The sequence below is a fragment of the Oceaniglobus ichthyenteri genome, from assembly GCF_003057885.1.
Classification (GTDB): Bacteria; Pseudomonadota; Alphaproteobacteria; order Rhodobacterales; family Rhodobacteraceae; genus Oceaniglobus; species Oceaniglobus ichthyenteri.
The window spans coordinates 117,901-136,572 of record NZ_QAGK01000009.1; the positions used below are offsets into that span (position 1 = coordinate 117,901).

At 58.9% G+C, this 18,672-nt stretch carries 16 protein-coding genes; 5 read left to right on the plus strand and 11 right to left on the minus strand.

The window, feature by feature from the left end; genetic code table 11:
- Window positions 1–41 precede the first annotated feature (41 nt).
- Together C8265_RS14095 and C8265_RS14100 are read left to right on the plus strand one after the other, a co-directional pair.
- On the plus strand, window positions 42–731 hold the full coding sequence (locus tag C8265_RS14095) for a pyrimidine 5'-nucleotidase (protein ID WP_108484658.1): 690 nt from the start codon (window positions 42–44) through the stop codon (window positions 729–731).
- Window positions 728–1,924 carry an FAD-dependent monooxygenase gene (locus C8265_RS14100; RefSeq protein WP_108484659.1) on the plus strand — a complete coding sequence of 399 codons (1,197 nt, stop codon included), beginning with the start codon at window positions 728–730 and terminating at the stop codon, window positions 1,922–1,924. The genes C8265_RS14095 and C8265_RS14100 overlap by 4 nt, the downstream gene beginning before the upstream one ends.
- On the opposite strand, the gene C8265_RS14105 is transcribed toward C8265_RS14100, so the two are convergent.
- The 3 genes from C8265_RS14105 to C8265_RS14115 all read right to left on the minus strand — a co-directional run bounded on the left by C8265_RS14105 (window position 1,912) and on the right by C8265_RS14115 (window position 4,064).
- Window positions 1,912–3,039 carry an aminotransferase class V-fold PLP-dependent enzyme gene (locus tag C8265_RS14105; protein ID WP_108484660.1) on the minus strand — a complete coding sequence of 376 codons (1,128 nt, stop codon included), beginning with the start codon at window positions 3,037–3,039 and terminating at the stop codon, window positions 1,912–1,914. The two genes, C8265_RS14100 and C8265_RS14105, sit on opposite strands and share 13 nt — an antisense overlap.
- A 117-nt stretch (window positions 3,040–3,156) precedes the next feature.
- A complete protein-coding gene (locus C8265_RS14110; RefSeq protein WP_108484661.1) occupies window positions 3,157–3,612 on the minus strand; it encodes an Lrp/AsnC family transcriptional regulator in 456 nt (151 codons plus the stop codon).
- Window positions 3,609–4,064: an Lrp/AsnC family transcriptional regulator gene (locus tag C8265_RS14115; RefSeq protein ID WP_108484662.1), complete on the minus strand. Its 456-nt coding sequence runs from the start codon at window positions 4,062–4,064 to the stop codon at window positions 3,609–3,611. Before C8265_RS14115 ends, C8265_RS14110 begins: the two co-directional genes overlap by 4 nt.
- Window positions 4,065–4,195: 131 nt before the next feature.
- Between C8265_RS14115 and ilvC the strand changes: the two genes are divergently transcribed.
- Together ilvC and C8265_RS14125 are read left to right on the plus strand one after the other, a co-directional pair.
- A complete protein-coding gene (gene ilvC / locus C8265_RS14120) occupies window positions 4,196–5,218 on the plus strand; it encodes a ketol-acid reductoisomerase (protein ID WP_108484663.1) in 1,023 nt (340 codons plus the stop codon).
- 110 nt (window positions 5,219–5,328) lie between these two features.
- A complete protein-coding gene (locus C8265_RS14125; RefSeq protein WP_108484664.1) occupies window positions 5,329–6,285 on the plus strand; it encodes a DMT family transporter in 957 nt (318 codons plus the stop codon).
- A gap of 48 nt (window positions 6,286–6,333) precedes the next feature.
- Here C8265_RS14125 and glmM read toward each other — a convergent pair whose 3' ends face one another.
- The 8 genes from glmM to C8265_RS14165 all read right to left on the minus strand — a co-directional run bounded on the left by glmM (window position 6,334) and on the right by C8265_RS14165 (window position 16,753).
- Window positions 6,334–7,677: a phosphoglucosamine mutase gene (glmM, locus tag C8265_RS14130; protein ID WP_108484665.1), complete on the minus strand. Its 1,344-nt coding sequence runs from the start codon at window positions 7,675–7,677 to the stop codon at window positions 6,334–6,336.
- Window positions 7,674–8,687 (minus strand): dihydropteroate synthase, encoded by a 1,014-nt coding sequence (gene folP, locus C8265_RS14135; RefSeq protein ID WP_108484666.1) that lies wholly within the window; start codon window positions 8,685–8,687, stop codon window positions 7,674–7,676. The genes glmM and folP overlap by 4 nt, the downstream gene beginning before the upstream one ends.
- 19 nt (window positions 8,688–8,706) lie before the next feature.
- Window positions 8,707–9,639, minus strand: coding sequence for a dihydroneopterin aldolase (locus C8265_RS14140; protein ID WP_108484698.1), 933 nt, complete (start codon window positions 9,637–9,639; stop codon window positions 8,707–8,709).
- Between the two features lie 95 nt (window positions 9,640–9,734).
- Window positions 9,735–10,403: a cell wall hydrolase gene (locus tag C8265_RS14145; RefSeq protein WP_240611092.1), complete on the minus strand. Its 669-nt coding sequence runs from the start codon at window positions 10,401–10,403 to the stop codon at window positions 9,735–9,737.
- A 144-nt stretch (window positions 10,404–10,547) separates the two neighbouring features.
- Window positions 10,548–13,112 carry a putative PEP-binding protein gene (locus tag C8265_RS14150; RefSeq protein WP_240611093.1) on the minus strand — a complete coding sequence of 855 codons (2,565 nt, stop codon included), beginning with the start codon at window positions 13,110–13,112 and terminating at the stop codon, window positions 10,548–10,550.
- 68 nt (window positions 13,113–13,180) lie between these two features.
- Window positions 13,181–15,259 carry a glycine--tRNA ligase subunit beta gene (gene glyS / locus C8265_RS14155; protein ID WP_108484668.1) on the minus strand — a complete coding sequence of 693 codons (2,079 nt, stop codon included), beginning with the start codon at window positions 15,257–15,259 and terminating at the stop codon, window positions 13,181–13,183.
- A gap of 22 nt (window positions 15,260–15,281) precedes the next feature.
- The gene (locus C8265_RS14160; RefSeq protein WP_206050342.1) at window positions 15,282–15,797 is read right to left on the minus strand and encodes a DUF6446 family protein; all 516 of its coding nucleotides are present in this window, start codon (window positions 15,795–15,797) and stop codon (window positions 15,282–15,284) included.
- Window positions 15,794–16,753, minus strand: a complete 960-nt coding sequence (locus C8265_RS14165; protein ID WP_108484669.1) for a glycine--tRNA ligase subunit alpha — start codon at window positions 16,751–16,753, stop codon at window positions 15,794–15,796. Before C8265_RS14165 ends, C8265_RS14160 begins: the two co-directional genes overlap by 4 nt.
- Before the next feature lie 129 nt (window positions 16,754–16,882).
- Between C8265_RS14165 and C8265_RS14170 the strand changes: the two genes are divergently transcribed.
- Window positions 16,883–18,643 carry a serine protease gene (locus C8265_RS14170; protein WP_108484701.1) on the plus strand — a complete coding sequence of 587 codons (1,761 nt, stop codon included), beginning with the start codon at window positions 16,883–16,885 and terminating at the stop codon, window positions 18,641–18,643.
- Window positions 18,644–18,672 lie beyond the last annotated feature (29 nt).

Below are 18,672 nucleotides of genomic sequence, written 5' to 3' on the forward strand. Positions count from 1 at the left end.
GCACCATTGCGCAGCCCCGCCCGGCGCGCTAGGCACAGAGCATGCGCACCGATGCTTTTTCTCACGTGACCACTTGGGTTTTTGACCTGGATCGCACGCTGTATCCGCCAGCGGCCGATCTGTTCGGGTTGATGAATCCGCGGATCATCAGCTGGATCACCGACACGCTGAACGTCACCGAGGCCGAAGCAGGGCGTTTGCGGGTGCAGTACTGGCAACAATACGGCACCACACTAAGTGGCCTGATGCGCGAACACGGGCTTGATCCGGCCGCCTATCTGACCCACATTCACGATATTCCCCTTGATCGTCTGGCGCCCGATCCCGCCTTGGCCGCGCATATCAGGGCACTTCCCGGTCGCCGGATTGTGTTTACCAACGCCTGTGCCGCCTATGCTGAGCGGGTTCTGGCCGCGCGTGGGCTTTCCGGTTTGTTTGATGCAACTTACGGCGTTGAACATGCAGGGTTCAAACCGAAACCGGAACGCGGCGCGTATGATGCGATCATTGCCCAGGATGGGTTATCGCCCACCAGTGCCGCAATGTTTGAGGATGACGAGCGGAACCTGATCGAACCCCATTCCATGGGCATGGCAACGGTTCACGTGGCCCCTGAACGCGGAGCAGGCCCCCATATCCACCATCACACCGATGATTTGACGGGCTTTCTGTCGCAGGTGATCGACGGCACCTTGTGCGCCGCGCAAAGAACGTCAGATATACCATCATGACACACACAGACGTCTTGATTTCGGGGGCCGGCATCGCCGGTCTGGTCGCCGCCGCCGGGTTGGCCGCAAAGGGCCTGACCGTCACAATCGTTGATCCAAGTCCGCCGGTTCAGACTGCCGAGGCAGACGGGTCGGATTTGCGCTCTACCGCATTTCTGCAACCATCCCGGGTGTTGTTTGACAAACTTGGATTGTGGGATGTGTTATCGGCCCATGCAACGCCATTGCGCGCGCTGCAGGTGATCGACAGCACCGGCTGGCCCCCGGTTGAAACCGACCGCCGGGTGTTCAAACCCGCCGATCTGGAAGAAGACGTGTTTGGTTGGAACCTGCCGAATTGGCGCACACGCGCCACATTGGCCGACGATCTGGCCGAAACGCCCGGCATCACATTGCGGCTGGGCGTTGGATTTGCCGGGATGCTGGCGCGAGATGACGAAGTGCGGGCAGATCTGAGCGATGGCAGCCGGATCACCGCGCGCCTTGTCGTGGGCGCGGACGGGCGCGCGTCGTCCGTGGCGCGCGCTGCCGGGATAACAATGAAAACAAGGCGCTATGGCCAAAAGGTTCTGGCCTTTGTTGCCACGCACACGGCCCCGCACCATGACGTATCGACCGAGATTTATAATTCCGGCGGCGCATTTACCACCGTCCCCCTTCCCGATCATGAAGGTGCGCCTGCATCGGCGATTGTATGGATGAACGGCGGCGCACGCGCGCTGGAATTGTACGGATTGAACGATGCTGATTTTGGCGCCGAAATGACCCTGCGCGCCTGTCATATACTGGGCGACATGCGCCCGATCAGCCCGCGCCGGATGTGGCCGGTGGTCACGCAAACCGCGCAGGCCCTGACAGCACGTCGCACCGCCCTGATTGCCGAAGCTGCCCATGTCTTACCCCCCATCGGGGCGCAGGGGTTGAACACGTCGTTACACGATGTTTCGGCGTTGCTCGATGCACTTTCGCCCGATCCGGGCGCGCCCGAAGGTTTGCGCATCTACGAAACGGCCCGGGCCAAGGATATTTCAGGCCGGGCCGCTGTGATTGACCTGTTCAATCGGGTTTGCAAATCCGATGCGGCCCCGGTTCAGGCACTGCGCCTTGCCGGGCTTCGGCAGGTGCATGATATTGCCCCGATCCGGCGCACGATAATGCGCGCCGGACTGGGACCGCTGAATCAGAACACCTGATCCAACGCCTCCTCCAATCGCGCCACGCTGGCTGGCACGTCTTTCAATTTGTCCAACCCGAACAGGCCAATGCGAAAGGTTTTGTAGGCAGACCCCTCGCCAACCTGCAAAGGGACACCCGCAGCAATTTGCATGCCCAAGGCCGCGAATGCCTTACCGTTTTGCACATCATCGCGGTCGGTATAGGCCACCACCACACCGGGCGCGCCAAACCCTTCGGCGGCAACCGATTTTACACCGCGTTTTGCGAGGGCGGCGCGCACCGCATTTCCCTGTTCCCACTGGGCATCGTTCAGCGCGCCAAATCCCATGTCGCGGGTTTCACGCATGGCATCCCGAAACCCTTTCAACGCATCGGTCGGCATGGTGGAATGATAGGCATGACCGCCGTTTTCATACGCCTCCATGATCGACAACCATTTGCCCAGATCCACAGCATACGACGTGGATTTACGGGCCTTCACCCGCTCAACCGCCGCCGCGTTCATCATCACGCACCCTGTCGATGGCGATGCCGACCAGCCCTTCTGAGGTGCGGAAATCAACACATCAACACCGGTCGCCTTCATATCGACCCAGGCACAGCCCGACGCGATACAATCAAGAACAAACAAGCCACCGACATCGTGCATCGCATCGGCCACTGCGCGCAGATAATCATCGGGCAGAATCATGCCCGAGCTGGTTTCGACATGGGGCGCAAACAGAACGTCGGGGCGCTCTTGCTTGATTTTCGCAACGACTTCGTCAATCGGCGGCGGGGCAAAGGGCGCATCGGCGGCATTGCCGGTGCGGCGCGCCATCATCACGGTTTCTTCTGCCGGGGTGACGCCCGCCTCGAAAATCTGCGTCCAACGGTAGGAAAACCAACCGTTCCGGATCACCATCACCTTGCTGTCGGTGGCCAGTTGGCGCGCCACAGCCTCCATCGCATAGGTGCCGCCACCGGGCACCAGGGCAACGGCATCGGCGTTATAGACTTCTTTCAACAGATCAGAAATATCGCGCATGACCCCCTGAAAATCCGCACTCATGTGGTTCAGGGACCGGTCGGTAAAAACCACCGAATATTCAAGCAATCCATCGGGATCGACGTCGGGCAATAGGGCTGCCATGTTCAAAACTCCTTCTTATCTGTAAAAGAGTTAGCCCGCCCCGACCGTTCGGGCAAAGCCTATTTTGCGCGCAGCCCCATCCAATCACCCTGGTTCATGCGCCTTTCGGAAACCCGGTTATTCAATCGGCCCCGCCAACCGCTCTTCGCTCAGCAGGACGTTGGCCTCAACATCGCCGACGCCCGGCAATGTCATGATCCGGCGGCGCAGCACCCTTTCGAAATCGGCCAGATCGCGCGCCACGACGCGCAACCGATAATCATACAGGCCCAGCACATGCACAACCATCTGAACCTCGGGTATCGCCGTCACCGCACGTTCAAAATCCTCAAGGCTGACGCGGCCTTTGGTGGCCAGTTTCACGCCCAAAAATACGGTGACGCCAAAACCCAGCTTTTCCAGATCCACCTCTAACCGTCGCCCAGTCAGCACGCCCGCCTGTTCCAGGCGCTGTATCCGCCGCCAGGTGGCCGGTTGCGACAGGCCCAGTTTTCGGCCCAGAACGCTGGCCGGTTGGGTGGCGTCGCGATCCAGCAGGCGCAACAACGCCCAATCGGTGGCATCAGGGGTCATATGGGCAACTGCCCGGCGGATTTGATCCGCGCCACATCCATCAGGGATTCGATATCGGCAATATGAGGCAGCGCCAGAATCTTGGTACGATAGATATGTTGATAATGGGCCATGTCCCGCGCGATAATCGACAAACGCACATCGACGCGTCCCAGAAAGGTTTGAATTTCAAGAACTTCGGGCACCTTGCGCGCGGCGGCCAGAAAATCATCAAACGCGGATGAAACGGTTTTATCCAGGGTAAAGCGCAACGAAACCTCAACCTGATACCCAAGAGCGGCCCAATCAATCACCGCGCGAACCCCTTTTATCGCACCTGTGTCGCGCAGGCGGACAAGACGGCGCGCGGCCACGGCACCACTGACATTCGCGCGTGCCGCCAGCGCGGTGGTGGCCATATCAGGATCGGCCATCAGATGGCGCAGCAGACGGCGATCAATGTCATCAAGCATGAATTACCCTTAAATAATCTGAACAACGCATGAATCCAACCCTATCACCCTACTTTTCCGAAAAACACCCCCTCGCCTTCCCCTGACCTGCCGCATATGGTCACCGCCAAACAGCAACCAGAGGAAATATCATGCGCGTTTATTATGATCGTGATTGCGACATCAACCTGATCAAAGACAAGAAAGTCGCGATCCTGGGCTATGGCAGCCAGGGCCACGCCCACGCCCTTAACCTGCGCGATTCAGGCGCGAAAAACCTTGTTGTGGCCCTTCGCGAAGGCTCGCCTTCGGCGAAAAAGGCCGAAGGCGAGGGCCTGAAGGTTATGGGCATTGCCGAGGCTGCCGCCTGGTGCGACCTGATCATGTTCACCATGCCCGACGAATTGCAGGCCGAAACATACAAGAAATACGTTCATGACAACCTGAAAGAAGGCAGCGCAATCGCATTCGCCCACGGTTTGAACGTGCATTTCGGCCTGATCGAACCAAAGCCCGGCGTCGATGTGTTGATGATGGCGCCCAAAGGCCCCGGTCACACCGTGCGCGGCGAATACACCAAAGGCGGCGGCGTGCCCTGCCTTGTGGCGGTAGATAATGACGCATCGGGCAAGGCGCTGGAAATCGGCCTGTCCTATTGCTCGGCCATTGGTGGCGGACGTTCGGGGATCATCGAAACCAACTTCCGCCAGGAATGTGAAACCGATCTGTTCGGCGAACAGGCCGTATTGTGCGGTGGCCTGGTCGAACTGATCCGCATGGGCTTTGAAACTCTGGTCGAGGCCGGATACGAGCCTGAAATGGCCTATTTCGAGTGCCTGCACGAAGTGAAACTGATCGTTGATCTGATTTATGAAGGCGGCATCGCCAACATGAACTATTCGATCAGCAACACGGCCGAATATGGCGAATATGTCAGCGGCCCCCGCATTCTGCCCTATGAAGAAACCAAAAAGCGGATGAAAGAAGTTCTGAGCGATATTCAGACCGGTAAGTTCGTGCGCGACTTCATGATGGAGAATCAGGTCGGTCAGCCGATGTTCAAGGCGACCCGTCGTTTGAACGACGAGCACCAGATCGAAAAAGTTGGCGAAAAACTGCGCGCAATGATGCCGTGGATTTCCGAAGGCCGCATGGTCGACAAAGACAAGAACTGATCCAGACCATACGATGAAAGGCACCGCCATTGGCGGTGCCTTTTTGATGGTCCGCCCGCCGGTGTGCGATGGCGACACCGTCAGGCAGCAGCGCATTGAAAAGACAACCCATGTCAGATCGCCCCCTTAACGACGCTGCACATTCAGCCGCCGAAACGGGTGTCAGCTCCGAACCCACAGTCAAGAATTGGCTTTCAATTCTTGTTCTGGGGCTGATCTGGGGCGGCACATTCATGATGATCGAACTGGCCTTGCGCGGCTATGGCCCGATCACGGTGGCCACGGCCCGCACCACATTGGGTGCTGTCGCGTTGGTGGGCCTCACCTTTGTTTTGCGGCGGCCTTTTCCACGTAATCCGGCGGTTTGGGCGATTGCTGTGCCGATCGGCCTGCTGACGTCGGCTGTGCCTTTTGTGTTGCTCAGTTGGGGGCAACAATACGTTCCATCGGCGTTTGCGGGGCTGGCGATGGCGGCTGTGCCCTTGTTCGTTCTGCCCCTTGCGCATGTGTTTTCCGACGAAACGCTTGGTTTTCACAAGACAATCGGTGTCATTCTGGGGTTTGTTGGCGCATTGGTGTTGATGGGCCCCGGGCTGGCCAATTTACGCACGGGCGCTTTGGAATCCTTAGGTCAGGTTGCCTGCCTGAGCGCGGCGTTGTGTTATGCCGTTGCGTCAATCATGACCCGCCGGTGTCCCCCGGTGGACTCTGTGGCGCTGTCGGCGATACAGCTTTTGGTGGGCAGCGTTGTGTTGGTGCCGCTAATGCTGTGGGTTGACGGTGTGCCCGGATGGGTGCCGGGTGTTCCGGGCTGGGCGATTGTGGTGCTGGGCGTTGGCCCCACCGCGTTGGCCGCCGTGTTGCGCACACAGATCATTCGCAGCGCCGGGGCGGTGTTCATGACGCTGGTGAACTATCAGGTGCCACTGTGGTCGGTGTTTTTCGGCGCCTGGCTTTTGGCAGAAACCCTATCGTTACGGTTTTATGCCGCATTGGCAATCATCCTGCTCGGACTGCTGGTCAGCCAATGGTCAAGCCTGAGACGACTTTTCAAAATCGCACAATAAGCGGGTATTCAGCCCATAAAATCCGGGCTGAGTTATACTTTTACAACATCAGACGGCAGATTGCACCTCGTCTACGATGTCACTGACAACCCTTTTCAGCATTGCTTCGTCTTCGCATTCCGCCATGACGCGGATCAGCGGTTCAGTTCCGGACTTACGGATCAAAAGCCGGCCTTTGCCGCGCAAATCAGACTCGGCCTGGGCGATGGCGGCTTTCACGCTTTCGGCTTCCAGTGGCCGTTGCCCGGTTGCAAAACGCACGTTTTTCAACAATTGCGGCACCGGCTCAAACACGTTGCGCAGGTGCGAAGCGCGCTGCCCGGTCTGTTTCATCGCGGTCAGAAATTGCAGCCCGGCCAACAGCCCGTCACCCGTGGTCGCATAGTCGGTCATCACGATATGGCCCGATTGCTCTCCGCCCAGATTAAAGCCATTTTTGCGCATTTCTTCAACGACATAACGATCACCAACGCCGGTGCGGTGCAGATCAATCCGTTGCGCGGTCAGATACCGCTCAAGTCCCAGATTGCTCATCACGGTCGCGACCAGTGTATTGCCTGCCAATCGATCCTGACGCGCCCAACGTGAGGCAAACAGCGCCATGATCTGATCGCCATCGGCGACATCGCCGTTTTCGTCCAGAATCATCACCCGGTCGGCATCGCCGTCCAGACAGATGCCCACATCGGCGCCATGGGCAACCACAGTTTCCGCCGCCGCCGCCACATTGGTGGACCCACAGCCCTCATTGATGTTGTGGCCATTGGGGTGCACCCCAACCGGTATAACATCGGCGCCCAGTTCCCACAAAACCTCGGGCGCCGTTTTATACGCTGCGCCATTGGCACAGTCGATCACAACCCTGATTCCGTCCAGCCGCATACCCTGGGGCAGCGTCGCCTTGATCCGTTCAATATATCGGAACCGGCCATCGTCAATGCGTTTGGCCCGGCCAATGTTCTGCGCCTGTGCCGGTTGCACACCAGAGGTGACCATGGCTTCAATCTCGGCCTCGGCATCATCCGACAGTTTGAACCCATCGGGGCCAAAAAATTTGATTCCATTGTCCACAGCAGGATTATGGCTGGCCGAAATCATCACACCAACGTCGGCGCGCATGGACGGTGTCAGCATACCAACCGCCGGTGTCGGCACCGGGCCCAGCAGAAACACGTTCATCCCGGTCGATGTGAACCCGGCCGTCAGCGCGTTTTCAAACATATAACCCGACAGACGCGTGTCTTTGCCAATCACCACCCGGTGCACGCCCTTATCGCTTTGGCGAAAATACCGCCCCGCCGCCGCACCCAGGCGCATTGCCAATTCAGCCGTCATCGGATGTGTGTTGGCTGTGCCACGCACGCCATCGGTGCCAAATAGTTTACGGGTCATGCGCTGGTTCCTGTTGTTGCGGCCCACCAAAGGGTAAGCGCCTGTTTGGTTTCGGCCATATCATGCACGCGCAAAATCTGCACGCCCTGCGCCACCCCGGCCAGGGCAACACCCACAGATCCCGCCGCGCGCCCCTGGGGATTTTCGGCGCCGCCCAGGGTTCCGATAAACCGTTTGCGCGATGCGCCAAGCAAAATGGCGCAGCCCAACCCATGAAATAACGACAAATGTGCCAGTAACGTCAGATTGTGCTCCAAGGTTTTGCCAAATCCGATGCCCGGGTCAATGATTATCTTGTCTCTGCGAACGCCCGCCGATACCGCCCATTCAACCCGGCGCGCCAGGCTGTCGTATACATCCAGCACCACATCATCATATTGCGGGGCGTGTTGCATGGTTTCAGGCGTGCCTTGGGCATGCATCAGACAGATCGGCACATCAAATTCGCGCACCATCCCTGCCATCGCCGCATCAAAGGTGAGGGCAGACACATCATTTACAATATCCGCCCCCGCATCACAGGAGGCACGGGCCACATCGCCCTTGCGGGTATCAATGGAAATGAGGCCGCCAAAATCCGAACGAATGGCCCGTATCACGGGTGCCGTGCGGGCGATCTCAATGTCGGGCGGAATGATTTCCGCCCCCGGCCGCGTGGATTCACCCCCGATATCGATAATATCGGCACCATCGCGCGCCAAAATTCGCGCCTGCGCAATGGCGTCAGCAGGCGCATGAAATTGGCCACCATCAGAGAAACTGTCGGGGGTGACATTCAAAATGCCCATAAGCCGCGGCTGATCAAGGGCAAGGGTGGAAAACGGCGCGCGCGCAGCCGTCAGCCGGTGCAGCACATCCTTGGGAATGTCATGCAAATCGACGCACTCGGGCAATGCATTCCGGCGGTGACACATTGCCTGACTGAACCACATCGGCCCCCCCGCCAGCGGCAGCGCCGTCTTGGGTTGGCTGGGGCCGAATTGAACCAAGGGCCGGAAATAACTGGTCATGCGCGGTGTCCTTTGGGCTTTAGTCCGTGGGCAGAACGGCATCGGTCGGATCATGGCGATACACCGGGCAGTGTGCCTGCTGACCGGTGTGATCACCGATCACGATCAGCCGCTCAGCCTGCATTTGCCCGGCAAACCATGCCGCCAGGGCCGGGCTGTCGCGCAACACCACATCGGGGCGATCGACACTGTCCAACACAAGTTTTGACGGCGCCCAAACAGTCAGTGCCTTGTTCTTCATCGCCCAGTCAAGCTCGGTTCGGGTTTGAACCACGACACAGCGCGGATCGCGCCCCGCCAAGACCCAGGCGTTTTGTTCAATCGCCAACAGATCAATGCGACGCTGCGCCATCGTCTGATCCGATGTTGGCACGGTGCCTTGGGGCAGATCAACGCACAACACGACGGGCGATGGCAGTTCGTCCAATTGCGCGATCCATTTTGATAAATGCGGTGCCGCCAGCGCCGCTTGCGACAGGTACACCACCACGGGGTGCAAATCAGAATCCGGGTTTGCCGCCACTTCGGGCGCATCGGCCCGTTCGCGCACGATTTCCACCCCCAACGCGCCCGGCCCACGATCAAGTTTTTCAATCCGCACAAAACACCGCTGTGCCTGGGGTTGGGTCAGAATGCGTTTGGCAATGCGGTCGGCCAATGTTTCCAGCAGGTTCAACCGCTCGGCGGCCAGTTCGGCAGCGATGGCATCGGTCAACGTGTCATACGACAGGATCTTGTCGACGTCATCATCGCTGGCGCCGTCATGATCGGCCACTTCGACCACCAGATTGAAACACACGCGCTGGGTGGTACCACGCTCTTGTTGGAATGCGCCGATTTCAACGGTTACAATATGATCGCGCAGCGAAATACGGTCGGCCAGACGCGCCGATCCGGTCGCACGTGCGCGCATTTCGGGATGGCCAAAGGCCTGTGTCACATCCGATGTCATCGCCCGCTCCTCATGTTCGTCGGCGTTTGTGCCATAACCCACCATCACCGGCCCGACCAGAGCAAGGTTGCGCGCCGGACAGGGGCGCGCAAAATTCAGCCTTTGCGATAGAAATGATGCACGCCGATTGAAATGGTCCGGGCGTATACCTGGCTCCAACGGGGGCGCACGGCGCGGGTGTGGTAATGGGTGGCCCCGTGGGTCAGACCGCGCGCCGCACCGTCCAGCATCAGGCGCGCCACCTTGCCAACTTTTTGCCAAGCCCGCGGTTCGTGAATCTGTTCGGGGCTGCCATCGCAGGTATAGGTGAACTGACACTGGTATTTGCGGCCTGTTCCCTGACGGATGACGCCACAGACCGTGTCGGGAAAGCGGGCGCTGTCAACCCGGTTCAGGATCACTTCGGCAACTGCGAAAATGCCTTTTACCGGCTCGCCGCGTGCCTCGAAATACAGCGCTTCGGCCAGACAACGCCAGTCGGCGCCGCCCGATGCCGGTGGCAATGCAGACAACATGTTTTTCGAAATCTGCAGGTTTGATGCAGGCATGTCGGGCTTGGGCGCAGGCGCAAAAAGACGGGTCAGGAGATTTTCGCGCTGCGGCTGCAAAACTGCGCTTTGCGGTCCCAACAAACCGCTAAGCTGTTGTTCAAGCCGCACAGAGGGGTCATTTCGCTCGGACAAGACAAGATCGGCCTGGGCTGGTGCGTGGGCAAATGCCGCCATGCACATCACGACCGCCCACAGCATCTGTGGATGTTTCATTCTGCCTCCTGGCATTGAGGGTGCCTTGCGACACCGTCACCCCGACGCGCACAAAGCTGCAAGCGCAGTGTCTTTAGACCAAATGCGCCGCACAGGAAAGCCCACGGGCTAACCCGCTGAATTAAAGTCGAATTTTATGAACTCTCAGTCTGGCTTGGAAAACTGCGCCGCCCGGTCGCGAATCGCCAGATGCGCCGCCGCAAGCCGCGCCATAGGCACGCGAAACGGCGAACACGACACATAATCAAACCCTGCCGCCCGACAAAACGCGATGCTGGCCGGATCACCGCCATGTTCGCCACACACCGAAAGGGTGACATCGGGCTGGCTGGCGCGGCCCCGTTCGGCGCCAAGCATCAACAGCTCACCAACGCCGTCTTCGTCCAGACGCAAAAACGGGTCTTCGATAAACACGCCCTTTTGAACATAGGACATCATGAAGCGCCCCGCATCATCGCGCGACAAACCATAGGTCATCTGTGTCAAATCATTGGTACCAAAAGACAGGAAACTGACCGTTTCGGCGATTTCGCCGGCGCGCAACGCAGCGCGCGGGGTTTCCACCATCACCCCCAGACGATAGGTGAAATCAACGCCGGTTTCCGCACGCACAGCCGCCGCAACCGCGTCAACCCGTTGTTTTACAATCTCAACTTCGCGGCGTGCCGAAACCAGCGGGATCATCACCTCGGGCACCACTGTGCCGCCCACGGCCACGGCGGCCTCAAATATTGCGCGGGCTTGCATGTCATAAATTTCGGGCACGGTTATCCCCAACCGCACGCCGCGCATGCCCAGCATCGGGTTCACCTCGCGCAGGGATTCTACCCGCGCGGTGACCTGCGCGAGGGGCAGATCCAGCGCCTCGGCCAGCCCCAACATACCTTCGCGCCCGTTGGGCAGAAATTCGTGCAATGGCGGATCAAGCAGGCGAATACACACCGGCAGGCCGGTCATGATTTCAAACAGCTCTTTAAAATCCGCCCGCTGGACCGGCAGCAGCCGTTCCAGTGCCGCGGCCCGATCTTCGGGGCGCTCGGCAAAGATCATCTCGCGCATGATTGTCATCCGCTCGGCCTCGAAAAACATATGTTCGGTACGGCACAGCCCTATTCCTTCGGCTGCAAAACGTCGCGCCATTTCTGCCTCGGCCTTGGTGTCGGCATTGGCGCGCACGCCGATATCGCGGGCCTCATCCGCCCAGCCCAAAAGCGATTGAAAGGCATCGTCCAAAGTCGGCTCCAACAGGCGCGCCGCACCGACAAGCGCCATGCCCCGCGTCCCGTCCACCGTCACGATGTCACCCTCATGAAAAGTGCGGCCATGATCGCCGGTCAGCGTGCGCGCCTTGAGATCAATGCGAATCCCCGACGCCCCCACAACACACGGCAGCCCCAGACCACGCGCAATAACCGCCGCGTGACTGGTGGCACCGCCCTTTTCCGTCAATACAGCGGCGGCCGCCAACATGCCGCGCACATCGTCGGGTTTGGTTTCGCGTCGCACCAAAACGCACGGCTCTTCGCGGGCCGCGCTGGCCTGTGCGGCACGCGAGGTGAACACCAAACGTCCCGTTGCCGCGCCCGGACTGGCGGCGATTCCCTGGGCAAAACTGTCGCGCGGACCAGCCGGATCAACCTGCGGGTGCAACAAATCGGACAAGGCGGTCGGGTCCACCCGCAACACGGCCTCATCGTGTGATATTACCTGATCGCGGGCCAAAGCCACGGCAATGCGCACCGCACCCCGCGCCGCGCGGGCGACCCGGATTGCGTCCAGAACATACAACTTGCCGCCAGCGATGGTGAATTCAATCTGCATTTCTTCGCGCAGACGAACGCGGCATTGTGCGCCATACTCAATAAGCTGGGCAAACACCTCTGGGCACAACTCCTCTAGCGACGCGCCGCGGGGATCTTGGGTCAGGTACAAACCGCGCGCCGCGCCCACCAATGCCTCGCGGCCCTGCGATTGGCTAAGATACCGGCCAGTGACCTGTGGTTGGCCGGTTGCCGAATCAACAAACTGAATAACGCCCGACCCACATTCACCGTTCAGGGTTTTGCCAACGCCCAAGGCCATCTGTTGAACCACCAGGCCCAGCCCGGCATCCACGGGCGCGCCTTTGGCCTGACGCAACAGGCGCGCCGATGTCCCCTCCCAGGCGCGAGCCATTGAGCGCAGAACATCGTACAATTGGCGATCAGGCTCTTGTGGAAATGGCTCATCCAGCTCGGTTTCGAACGCCTGAAGCAACGCGCGGATCGTTTCGCCGTTTGCAGGATTGGACAATTCGAATATTTCGGGATCCAAACGCGCGACAAGTATTGCATAAGATTGTATAAATCGAACATACAAGGCATCCGCCGCCTCAAGCCCGATCTGTTCGGTAAGGCGGGCGTGCTGTGCCGCATTCATCCCGATATTCAGGATTGCGCCCGGCCCGCCCCAATCGGACACTTCGCCCGACGGTCGCACCGACACCAAAGAATCCCGCCCCAAGGCCGCGAACACCCCGGTAAGATCCGGCATATCGCCCGCTGCAATTTTGCGGACCGTTTCAAAATCAAGAGCGATGGTTGGCGGCACGGGCAGATCCATGCGCATCAACCTTTGCAGGCATTTCGCCCTGCCGCCATGAGCCTGTGCGCTGATCCGCGCCGTGGGCGTGATCAGTGTTTGACCTTTGATATCAACATGTTTCTGCACTGCGGCGCTCCAATATTGCGCGCAGGATAGCGGCCTTGCCCGGTCATGCAAGGTTTACATCGCGTTGATCAGCCCTCGATCCGATTCAAATCAGCAACCCCAAGGCAGATCGTGCGGATCCGACTAAGCAGGTTCAAACGGTTGCGGCGTATGATCTGACTTTCGGCATTCACCTGAACTGCGTTGAAAAACCCATCAATCGGCGCGCGCAGGGCTGCCATGGCCGACATGGCGGTTGCAAAATCCTCGGCCTGCATTGCCGGGGCTATAACGGTTTCCGCCCGATCCAGCGCCGCGAACAGTTCTTTTTCCGCATCGGTTTCGGCAAATTTCACATCGGCCCCATAGGAATATTCCACGCCATCCTTCGCCTCCGCCTGCGCCAGAATGTTGTTGGCACGTTTGAACCCCTGCAGCAGGTTTTCGCCATCGTCGGTTTTAAGCATTTCTGACAAAGCATGCGCCCTGCTTAAAATAAACGTTAGATTATTGTTGCCCTTATCTAGGCCAAGTATCGCATCAATAACATCGTGACGGAACCCAGAGTCTCGTAGGTTCACTTTCATCCGCTCATGAATAAAGCTCAAAAGCTCAAAAGCTGTATTTTCCAATTTGGTCGCAAACGGCACCAATGCACGACGCACCAAAGCCAGCAGATCTAGATCAAGCTTGTTGTGAAGTATCAACCGAATAACCCCCAAAGCCGCCCGGCGAAGAGCAAACGGATCTTTGCTGCCGGTTGGCTTCTCATCAATCGCCCAGAATCCGGCCAGGATATCCAACTTATCGGCCAGCGCCACGGCCACCGACAAAGGCGCGGTTGGCACTTGGTCGGACGGGCCCAAGGGCGCGTAATGCTCTTGCGCCACGGCTGCGACATCAGCGGGATGGCCCGCCTCGGCAATGTAATATCGCCCCATAAGACCTTGAAGTTCGGGGAATTCACCCACCATCTGAGATTGCAGATCGGCCTTGGCCAGATTGGCGGCAAGGGCGGCCTGATCGGGGTCTGCGCCCACAAGCGGGGCAATTTCGCGCGCCAAGGCGGATACCCGCGCCATGCGGTCGGCGACTGTGCCAAGTTTGTTATGGAACGTGACGGTTTCCAATGCCGAAACCCATTGACCCAGGTCGGATTTGGCGATGCGCAGGTCGTTATCCCAGAAAAACCGCGCATCTGACAGGCGGGCCGACAACACCTTTTGGTTTCCGGCAAGGATTGTTGCGCCTTCATCGGCGGTTGTGCGGTTGGCAACTGTCACAAATCGAACAATCTGGCCCGATTTTGGGTCTTTTACGCTGAAAAACTTTTGATGTTCCCGCATTGAGGTTTGCAACACCTCAGGCGGCAAGTGTAAAAAATCAGCCCCGATTTCCCCCATCAATACCACGGGCCATTCGACCAAACCCGCGACCTCGGCCAGCAAACCGGGGTCTTCGACCACCTCAAGGCCGCTGGCGAAGGCCTGATTTGTCGCATCCGCCCAAATATGATCGGCGCGATCCTTGGCCGACAGAATCACATGGGCGCGTTTCAATTTCGCCGCGTAATCATCGAAATTTGCGACAGAAAACTCACCCGGCGACATGAAACGATGACCGCGAGTCACATCGCCCGCGCGTGTACCGTCGATATTTAACTCAACCACCCGGTGCCCGCTTTCATCGCTTAAGATACACAGGATCGATTGCAAAGGGCGGACCCAACGCAAATCACCCGCGCCCCAGCGCATGGATTTTGGCCATGGGAAATTGCGCACGACCTTTTCCAGAACTTCGGCAACAATGCCATCTGCGGCCCGGCCCGGCGTTTCGATGATGGCCATGTAAACCTGGCCTTTTTTATCATCGCGAATTTGCAGATCATCACGGCTCAGGCCCGTTGAACGCAAGAACCCCTCGACTGCTTTTTCGGGCGCATCGACACGGGGGCCTTTGCGTTCTTCCCGCTGCGCCGGGGCCGTGGCCAACAGGCCCTCGACCGACAAAGTCAGGCGGCGCGGCGTATGAAATGCCCCTGCCGAGGCATAGGTCAGGCCCGCCTCGACCAAACCATCGGTGACGCGCTGTTTCAGATCGGCCGCCGCCTTGGCCTGCATACGGGCCGGAATTTCCTCGGACAGGAGTTCGATCAAAAGATCTGCCATTTCAAGGCCTTCTTGCTAAGGGTCAGTCGCGGTCCGGACAGGCCGGGCCAACATCGGTGCCGTCATAACGGCGTTCGCCACAGTTGTTCAACTGGTGCCAGGCATAGGCGCGGCCATCATCAAACACCGCAATCACCCGATCCACACCGTATTCGATATTGGATTGGCTGAGAAACGCGATTGCCTCGCCGGTTTCCAGTGCTTTGCCGATTGCCGCTGCATCGAAACACTCAAACCAGCCGGGCGCCACCAAAGGTTCGGCAGCGTCATAGGTGACATAGGTTTCGGTCAACATGCCCTGGCTCATCGGGGTGGTGAAACAGCCGCGAAACCGCAAGGGCGAACTGTCGGCGTCAATGCCTTTGAAGCCCTCAACCAAAATCGGTTCGGGTGTGCCTGTGGCCAGAACCGTCAGTTTTATATCGTCGGGCGTGAATTCAACTTCGTCGTAAAACCCGTACACTTGCAGGTAATACATTGTCACACCGGCAATCAGCGCAGTGACCAAAATGAATCCTCCCAGGATTTTGCCTATCATGCCGCCCAGCCACCTTGGGGCGTTTGCAAATATGCATCGGCACAGGCCTTGGCCAAGGTGCGCACCCGCCCGATATAGGCTTGGCGCTCTGTCACCGAAATCACGCCGCGCGCATCAAGCAGGTTAAATAAATGCGACGCCTTGATACATTGGTCATAGGCCGGATGTACCATCACAATACGTTTGCCGGTTGTCGGATCATCCGCCGGCGCGGCAAGGATGCGGGCGCATTCGGCTTCGGCGTCTTTGAAATGTTGCAACAGAGTGTCGGTGTCGGCCACATCGAAATTCCAGCGGGAATATTCCTGTTCGGTCTGTTTGAACACATCGCCATAGGTCAGCGGAATCGGCGCGGCGGGGGCGTTGAACGGCATGTCCATCACGTGATCAATGCCCAAAACATACATCGCCAGACGCTCTAACCCATAGGTCAGTTCGCCCAAAACCGGGTGGCAATCATGCCCGCCCACCTGTTGAAAATAGGTAAACTGCGATACTTCCATGCCATCACACCACACCTCCCATCCCAGACCCCAGGCGCCCAGAGTGGGTGATTCCCAGTCATCCTCGACAAAGCGGATATCGTGCAGCGCCATATCAATGCCAATCGCCGCCAGTGACCCAAGATACAAATCCTGCAAATCGGGGGGCGATGGTTTGATCACCACCTGAAACTGGTAATAATGCTGTAACCTGTTGGGGTTTTCGCCATAGCGCCCATCGGTCGGGCGGCGCGAAGGCTGCACATAGGCGGCGGCCCATGGCACCGGGCCAAGTGCGCGCAGGGTTGTGGCCGGATGAAACGTGCCCGCCCCAACCTCGAGATCGTAGGGTTGCAAAACGGCACAGCCTTGGGCCGCCCAATAGGTTTGCAACCGCAAGATGATTTCCTGAAAGCTTTTGGGCGTGTCCACGGCGCGGCCTCGGTTATTAGGGGGCAGATGCGGCCCTTGCATAGGCAGATGGGCAACAAGGGTCAATCGCACCTGTTGCTCTCATCAATGTTTCTTGACCTTGGGCAAGATATCGATCTGATTGACCGCGCTGTGAAATGTATGTGTAAAAATAAGGTGTGGCAGATTCGGATGTTAAGACTTTTCAGAACGATATTGGTGGTCTTTGCCACATTTTTCGCCAACGCGGCCTTGGCCCAACAGTATTGGGTTCAGGTCGAAGCACAGCCCAGTTTGCAATCGGCACAGGAACGCGCCGCCGCCTATGCCGGTCAGATCGCCAATGTTCAGGGGTTTCGTTTGGGCAACAGCGATTGGCGCGCCATTGTCATCGGCCCGTTCGATGAAACCACAGCCAACCAACAGCGCACCGCGCTGCGACGCGAGGCCCGGATCCCGCGCGACAGTTTTGTAACCGATGGGCGGTCGTTCAACAGCCAGTTTTGGCCAATCGGCAGCGCGGGCGCTTCAATCGCGCCTGTGGCCCCTGCCCCGGCCCCGGCGCAACCCACCCAAACGCCATCTGAACCCGTCGTGGCCCCCGCCCCACCGGAACCCACCGGCGAAACCCTGGCCGAGGCCCGGCGCAGCGAGGCGCAGCTGACCCAAGATGAGCGTAAGGATCTGCAGATCGCCCTGCAATGGGATGGCTTTTACAACGCCGCCATCGACGGGGCCTTTGGCCGCGGCACCCGCGCCAGCATGGCCGATTGGCAACAGGCAAACGGCCATGAGGCCACCGGCGTTCTGACCACCCGACAGCGGGCGGAATTGTTGGCCGCCTATAACGCGATTCTTGCGGGAATCGGCATGGAAACGGTGCGCGATGACGTGGCGGGCATTGAAATTGATCTGCCTTTGGAGCTGATCGGATTTGACAGCTATGAACCGCCCTTTGCCCATTACGGCGCCCATGACGGTGCCGCCCGGCCCAAGGCATTGCTGATTTCGCAAAAAGGCGATGTCGATACCCTGTTTGGGCTATATGACATCATGCAAACCCTTGAAATCGTGCCCGAACAGGGTGCGCGTGAAAAGCGGCGCGACTCTTTCACCCTGATCGGTGAAGGCCCTGATTTCATCTCCCAGACCGAGGCCGTCGTGCGCGATGGCGCGGTCAAGGGATTTACCCTGATCTGGCCCAAGAACGATGAAAAGCGGCGCCAGCGGGTGATTGATGAAATGACCAGCAGCTTTGTTGCCCTGCCCGGCGCGGTGATGGATGACATGGTGGGCGAGCCGACAGAGAACCAACGGATCGATCTTTTGGCAGGGCTTGAGATTCGCAGCCCCGAGGTGAACAGCAGCGGATTTTACGTCGATGCGCGCGGTCGGGTTTTGACCGCAGCCAACACCGTTCAATCCTGCAGCCGGATCACCCTGAACGAAGAGGTCGAGGCCACCCTGAAGGCCAGCGATCCCGCCAGTGGCCTGGCCGTATTGGAACCCAGTCAGGCCTTGGCACCACGCGCCTTTGCCCGGTTTCAGCCCGCCGTGCCACGGTTGCAATCGGATGTGGTTTTGTCGGGCTATTCCTATGGCGGCATTCTCGGCGCGCCTTCGCTGACATTTGGCGTGCTGGCCGATTTGCGGGGATTGAGCGGCGAAGAAACGATCAAACGTTATGATCTGGCCGCGCAACCCAGTGATGTGGGAGGGCCAATCCTGGATACCAGCGGCGCGGTTCTGGGCATGTTGATGCCGAATGTCGATCAGAATGGCCGCGCCCTGCCGGGCGATGTCAGCTTTGCCGTCGATGTGGAAACCATCGCGGATTTCCTGTCAAACAACAGCATGGCGGCCACAGCGGCGGAACGTACAGGCCCGGTCAAGGCCGGCGTGCTGAATGACATCGCGGTTGATATGACAGTTCTGGTCAGCTGCTGGCGCTGATTGGGTTTGGTGGGGCGCGGAAAAACCTG

Excerpts from the sequence above, each read along its gene's own strand:
- C8265_RS14100 (WP_108484659.1), top strand. The coding sequence starts at position 728 with ATGACACACACAGACGTCTTGATTTCGGGGGCCGGCATCGCCGGTCTG.
- C8265_RS14110 (WP_108484661.1), bottom strand. The coding sequence starts at position 3,612 with ATGACCCCTGATGCCACCGATTGGGCGTTGTTGCGCCTGCTGGATCGC.
- C8265_RS14170 (WP_108484701.1), top strand. The coding sequence starts at position 16,883 with ATGTTAAGACTTTTCAGAACGATATTGGTGGTCTTTGCCACATTTTTC.
- glyS (WP_108484668.1), bottom strand. The coding sequence starts at position 15,259 with ATGGCAGATCTTTTGATCGAACTCCTGTCCGAGGAAATTCCGGCCCGT.
- C8265_RS14105 (WP_108484660.1), bottom strand. The coding sequence starts at position 3,039 with ATGGCAGCCCTATTGCCCGACGTCGATCCCGATGGATTGCTTGAATAT.
- C8265_RS14145 (WP_240611092.1), bottom strand. The coding sequence starts at position 10,403 with ATGAAACATCCACAGATGCTGTGGGCGGTCGTGATGTGCATGGCGGCA.
- C8265_RS14140 (WP_108484698.1), bottom strand. The coding sequence starts at position 9,639 with ATGACATCGGATGTGACACAGGCCTTTGGCCATCCCGAAATGCGCGCA.
- C8265_RS14125 (WP_108484664.1), top strand. The coding sequence starts at position 5,329 with ATGTCAGATCGCCCCCTTAACGACGCTGCACATTCAGCCGCCGAAACG.
- C8265_RS14160 (WP_206050342.1), bottom strand. The coding sequence starts at position 15,797 with ATGATAGGCAAAATCCTGGGAGGATTCATTTTGGTCACTGCGCTGATT.
- ilvC (WP_108484663.1), top strand. The coding sequence starts at position 4,196 with ATGCGCGTTTATTATGATCGTGATTGCGACATCAACCTGATCAAAGAC.
- glmM (WP_108484665.1), bottom strand. The coding sequence starts at position 7,677 with ATGACCCGTAAACTATTTGGCACCGATGGCGTGCGTGGCACAGCCAAC.
- C8265_RS14095 (WP_108484658.1), top strand. The coding sequence starts at position 42 with ATGCGCACCGATGCTTTTTCTCACGTGACCACTTGGGTTTTTGACCTG.
- folP (WP_108484666.1), bottom strand. The coding sequence starts at position 8,687 with ATGACCAGTTATTTCCGGCCCTTGGTTCAATTCGGCCCCAGCCAACCC.
- C8265_RS14115 (WP_108484662.1), bottom strand. The coding sequence starts at position 4,064 with ATGCTTGATGACATTGATCGCCGTCTGCTGCGCCATCTGATGGCCGAT.
- C8265_RS14165 (WP_108484669.1), bottom strand. The coding sequence starts at position 16,753 with ATGCAAGGGCCGCATCTGCCCCCTAATAACCGAGGCCGCGCCGTGGAC.